At 48.1% G+C, this 5810-nt stretch carries 4 protein-coding genes and 1 pseudogene; all 5 read right to left on the bottom strand.

The window, feature by feature from the left end; translation table 11 throughout:
- Positions 1-607, bottom strand: a 607-nt coding sequence (locus H6A34_RS13430; protein WP_205105932.1) for a DUF4372 domain-containing protein, incomplete at its 3' end; no start/stop codon positions are given.
- A gap of 227 nt (positions 608-834) precedes the next feature.
- Positions 835-2133 (bottom strand): ATP-binding protein, encoded by a 1299-nt coding sequence (locus H6A34_RS13425; protein WP_205105931.1) that lies wholly within the window; start codon positions 2131-2133, stop codon positions 835-837.
- A 353-nt stretch (positions 2134-2486) separates the two neighbouring features.
- A pseudogene (locus tag H6A34_RS13420) lies at positions 2487-3338 on the bottom strand (type II toxin-antitoxin system HipA family toxin); the annotation flags it as partial.
- 60 nt (positions 3339-3398) lie between these two features.
- On the bottom strand, positions 3399-3710 hold the full coding sequence (locus H6A34_RS13415; protein WP_205105929.1) for a helix-turn-helix domain-containing protein: 312 nt from the start codon (positions 3708-3710) through the stop codon (positions 3399-3401).
- Positions 3711-3846: 136 nt separating this feature from the next.
- A partial coding sequence (mobC, locus tag H6A34_RS13410) for a conjugal transfer protein MobC (protein WP_205105928.1) occupies positions 3847-5810 on the bottom strand: 1964 nt, incomplete at its 5' end.

The following is a 5810-nucleotide window of genomic DNA, read 5'->3' as shown; positions in this document are numbered from 1 at the left end:
AATCCTGCTTGGCCAAAAGGGTCAAAGTCGCGTGGCTTTTCCAAGGCTCCGGTGTCAGTGCGTCAAGCTCGTTGCTGTCATGCCACTTGCCGTCCGTGATATGGATATTGGCAGGTATGCTGCCTCTCAAATCCAATAGGGTGTGCATCTTGACAGCTCCTTTGCTGTATTTTCCCAAAGCCCACGTTGCAAGCCTTATACTGGTTGATATGGTCGTGGAATCAAGCGCATATATCACGTTATCAATGGTAATTTGAGACAGTTGGATATTTGAGTACATCGGTCTGACCGTAGCAATCAAATAAAGGCCCAGTCCTTCAAAAATGCGATAATCCCTACTTTCGTTTGCACGAGACAATGAGGTATGGTTCACGGCCTTACGAAAACCGAGATGATAAAGCATCTTGTTATGAGCTTCGAGGCATAGACAAATATCCCTCAGAGAATCACATCCTGTCAACTGTCCGAAAAGCAGATGAAGAAGGTGATTGTAACTGCTGAGATTTTTGGTATGCCAATCTCCTTTATATTGCTTTACGAGTTTATCAAACTGATAACGCGGTATATACTCGACAACTTGGGAAAATACAAACTTGCCTTGATTCATAATCCTGATGTGTTGAAACTACAGGACTAATAAATCATTTTCAAATCAAAAAATCAATGAACGCTTATATTTGATTAAAAATTAATCGTTTAACTACAGTGATGTGATTTTTATCGCACCACTAATATTTTTCACTCTTCACTTAAAGCGATATTTCTGTTGTGCGGATTTTTGGAACAGTCAAATCCGTCAGAAATGCCTTCTGATATCCGTATGACTTCAATTTCTTACAGATTGTTGATTCTTTCAAGCAGGAAATCCTCGATGTTGATATATTGCACGCCTTTATCGTCAGTCCATGGCAGCACGTTATCGTTTACGACAACGATTTTTGCAAATGAATCGTCAATCCTGTTGAGCGAATTGACCTCCTGTTGCCGCTTCTCTTCATTGGAAACAGTCAGGGCTGATTGTATGTAATAACGTTTGTCTGCCAAATTCACCACAAAATCCACTTCAAGCTGCGAACGCTTGTTCTTTCCTTCTAAAGAATAGTTGTACTCAACAATTCCCACGTCCACATTGAATCCACGCGCCTTGAGTTCGTTGTAAATGATGTTTCCCATGATATGGTTCTCTTCCTGCTGGCGGAAATTGAGCAGAGCGTTGCGCAAGCCTATGTCCGTGAAGTAATATTTTAGCGGCGAATCAATGTATGAGCGGCCTTTTATGTCGTAACGATATGCCTTGTTTAGAATATAAGCGTCAATAAAGCAGTCAAGATAGTTTGAAATCGTATCGCTTTTTATTTTCACCCCCTTGACAGACTGGAATGTGTTTGCCAAACGTGTCGGATTGGTCAGCGAGCCCACGGCTGAAGCCACAACATTGAGCAATTCGTCAAGGGTTTCCGCATTTGCACGAAGCCTGTTGCGTTCAATCACATCCTTTATATAAGTGAGTCTGAAAAGGTCTTGCAGATAGTTCGACTTTTCCTCATGGGTAGGTTTCTGCAATACCAAAGGCATTCCACCGTAAGCGATGAATTCACGCCATGCAAAGCGCTTCTCTTTTGGATAAGCCGGATAAAACTCGTCGTAAGTCAGCGGGGTGATGTGTATCTCCTGGCCCCTGTCACGGAAGGCGGTAGCCACGTCCGAAGACAGCATCTTTGAGTTGCTGCCCGTCACATACACATCTACATTCGGCAGGCTTTTCAAACCTAACAGCACGTCAACAAAGGTGATTTTTGCGCCGGAACCTTTGGGAAGATAAGGATTGTCTATCGACTCAACCATTTGTATCTCATCAAGCAGGATATAATAGTCCTTTGAAGTATCGCCCACTATTTTGCGAAGATGTTCGCCTAACTCCAAGGGATTCCTGTAACGCGCATTCATATCGTTGTCAAGTTCGATAATTACAATCTGGTCGGCAGGTACTCCGTCTTGCAAGAGATAGTCACGATAGAGCACTCCTAACAAATAGGATTTACCGCATCGTCTGATACCTGTTATGATTTTTATCTGTCCGTTTTTACGGCTGTCTATCAATTTTTGAAGGTTTCTTTTTCGTTCTATTCTCATTTGTCTAACGGAAATGTTTGCGGATATACGAGCTTTTACCCTGCAAAGATAGCAAAGTTTCCCCATTTATACATATTGCCGATAGGGAATTTAGCCAATTAGGCGGATTTTTTTGCGTGTATCCGCACTTATACCCACCATAAAACTTGACATGCCATTGTTACAATTCTTCTGGTTTGGGCATCAAGTAAAAGAACCTCACGAATCCGTTTGATTGTTTGCAATTAAAGTTTGAACAATGAATATTTCACATAATCCGCCTTGTTTTTCTGCGAAATTTCACATTATTCCAATTCTTAAACGGAAAGGCATTGTACAGAGGTGTGGAACAACGTGCAAAGGTATGACCACTTTTATTTTTTCATGATGAACTTCTCAACCAAAGTTCGTAAATATTCCTGGGGAACATTCAACGTGCCGTAACGGCTGATGGTCTGATATTCATCGGTTCCTTTCCTTATGACGTATTTATGTTCCTTGCCGTTTATGTCGGCATACAGGTGGTAATTTCCGTGGTATGCTTCCTCAATCCTGACATTGGACGCTGTGTTGCCTTGTCCGTCGGTTAAGGCTGCAACGCCGTTGTTTTTTTGCAGGTAGTTCCATTCAGCCAAATGCCGGTCTATGCAAGAAGCCACACGTCCCGTACATTCTTCCTTTACACCGTATTCGTCGGCAAGCGTCCTAAAATTTTTTAACGCTTCCACGACCTTGCAGATTATCGCCTCGGGGCGGCGTATGCCGTTGTCGGAGGCGAACGAAAGGATGTCCTGTTTCGTCATGCCGCTTGTCTTTCCGCCGACAGACATACAATGTCCGTCTTCCGGTTGGTATCCGCCGCTGTTGAAGATGAACGTCATGTCGTATGCTGGGGACAGCCTCCAACGCCCTTGCCTGTCCATGATGAACGAGAAGTTCTTGTTGTGGTCGTCGGTGTTGTTGGCAAGGATGTTGAACACCAAACGCCTGAACACCTCTTCGGAGTCCTTCTCCGGCACATCGAGTTTCCTGCACACCATGAGCAGCTCCTCATAGCTGTGAGCGCCCGGCCATATTGTCGCAAGCGTCTGTACGTGCAGTTTGCCCCCGTCTTTTCGGTCGAAGCGCCTTGTCAGGAAATGCCTGCGCCTTTCCACTTCAAGCAGCCGCGAGTCAGTCATGCTTATGCCTGAATCAACCGCCATACGGTAATACGCCATTTCAAGCTCCGCCGACGAACGGGCGGCCTATCTCCTCGTCCCAAAGTATAACTTTTACCGTCTTGCTCATAGTTTCTTATGTCTTATGCGTTGCACTTTCTTTTCGTCGTCCCTTACGAGATACGGCGACTCTGGCAGTTCGGGCATGAAGTCGTTGATGGCGTTAATCCATCCTACGGCTTTCAACAAGAGCAGGAACGTGCCCAACGACAGGTTGTTGGCCGTGCCGCTTTCAAACTTGTATATGGTAACGGTTGACAGGCCGGTCTTTTCCGCCACGTCCTTTTGTGTAAGGTTGGCCCTCTGCCTGTAATCCCTGAACCTCGTGCCGAGCAGGTGTATCAGTTCGGGGATTGAATAGCCTGTCAAGTCTCCCATAATAACAGTAATTATATTTATGCTTAATAGTCAAATAAAGGCTTAACACTAAATAGACTTAATGTTATTTGCAGAGATAAAGATTATCGCCGAAAGCGCAATGGCTATCATCATGATTTTTCATAAAAGCCCGTTTTTACGACTGTTCTTCCTTGTCAACGCTTCCATTTTCGAGTCCCAACCGCCTGCACAACTCCGGGTCGCTTTTGATACGTTCCATCTCGTCGTTGACGATGGCCTGCGCGTCGGCCTTTATGCGGTCGTAGTTGCGCTGGATTTGCTGCGCCATGATGTCGTTGCCGTCCTTGTCACGGAACTCGTTTATTACCGGGATTTTCATGTAAGCACGTTCCTCCGCGCCGACCTTGGCGTGGTCTACCACGATTTCGGCGTGGAAAATCTTTTGGCTTATCTTCTCGCCTATATTGTCGGAAACGGCACCGACGAACGTGCCTTGCGACAGGTTGGATATTTTGGAGGCGGGTATGAGCTGGTCGAGCTGGGTGTTTATCGAGGTAGACACGTCCTGCCGGTTTATCGAGACGGACTGGCGCTGTTGCAGGATTTTGCCGAAACGCTCGGAGAGGGTTTTCGCAGTCTCGCCCACCACCTGTCCGCTGAAGATGTTGCCAACGGTGTTCTGTATTACCTTCGACTCCTTCTCGCCGTAGTCGCGGTTGAGCTGCGAGAAGTCCTGGAAGCCAAGGCATACCGCCACCTTGTTGCTTCGCGCCGTCGCGATGAGGTTGTCGAGGCCTCGGAAATAGATTGTAGGCAGCTCGTCGATGATTATCGCGCTCTTCAACCTTCCCTTCTTGTTCACCAGTTTCACTATCCGCGAGTTGTAAAGGCCGAGCGCGGCGGAATAGATGTTCTGGCGGTCGGGATTGTTGCCGACGCAAAGTATCTTCGGTTCCTGCGGATTGTTAATGTCGAGCGAGAAGTCGTCACCCGTCATCACCCAGTAAAGCTGCGGTGAAATCATGCGTGTCAAGGGTATTTTCGCCGATGCTATTTGCCCCTGCAACTGGTCTTGCGCCCCGCCTTTCCATGCGTCCATGAACGGCGAAAGGTAGTTCTCAAGTTCGGGATACGACGTGAGGATGACGAACAGGTCGGCATACGGCTTGTTGAGCAGCTCCACGGCGTGCGGAAAGGTGCAGTATATGCCGCCCTTGTATATTTTGAGGTACCAGATTATGGCCGCAAGCAGGATAATCGGCGACTCCACGAAGAAGTCGCCCTGCTTTTCAATCCACGTGCGGTTGAGGTTGAGCATGATGGTGTAACTCGCCTCGTAAGCGTCGGATATGTCGGTCATGAAGTCGGGATTGATGGGATTGCAGCGGTGCGAGCGGCGCGGGTCGTCGAAGTTGATGACGTAGAACTTCGGCGCGGCGGCGTACTTGTCCATGTTGTGTAGCAGTGTGTTGTAGGCTATGACGGACAGGTCGTCGAACTTGTAGTCGTAGATGTAGGCGCTGTAACCCTTTGAAATCATCTGGCGGATGTAGTTGTTCACCACGGCGTAAGACTTGCCAGAGCCTGGCGTACCCAGCACAATAGTTGCGCGGAACGGGTTTACAACGTTTATACAGCCGTCGTTCATCCTGCCGCCGTACATGAAGCGCGTGGGCAGGTTGACGGAGTATTCGTTCTCCATGAGGCGCGTCTCCTGCATGAAGCTCTCGTTCTCGGTGTTGAACACGTCCTTCATCAGCCCGTGCCTGAACAGGCGGCTCATCCACAGCCCGGACATCAAGAGGCAGAGATAGCCGCAGGTCAGGGTGGAAACATACAGTGCCGTGGCCGCTGCGTGCGGCAGGCGCAGGTCGAGCAGCCACCAGTTGAAGAAGAACAACGCCGAGCCGACGGATAGCGCGGCGAGTATCTTGCGCCACGTTATGCCCTCGCCCTTCACGCCGATTGTGCCCATGCAGGATATGGCGAGCAGCAACACGGCGGCCAGCTTGCTCCACAGCGTGTTTCCGAAAATGCCCGTGGTGCGGTTGAAGTTAAGTATTATTCGGTCGATTACGCCGATGTCAAGGTTCCATTCCCTTATGCTTTCGTGGCAGAACACGTAGACGTGCGCCACCA

Origin of the sequence: Marseilla massiliensis (assembly GCF_016899855.1) — a bacterium.
GTDB lineage: Bacteria > Bacteroidota > Bacteroidia > Bacteroidales > Bacteroidaceae > Prevotella.
The sequence above is the reverse complement of the archived record's forward strand: the minus strand, read 5'-3'. Positions and strand labels throughout refer to the sequence as shown.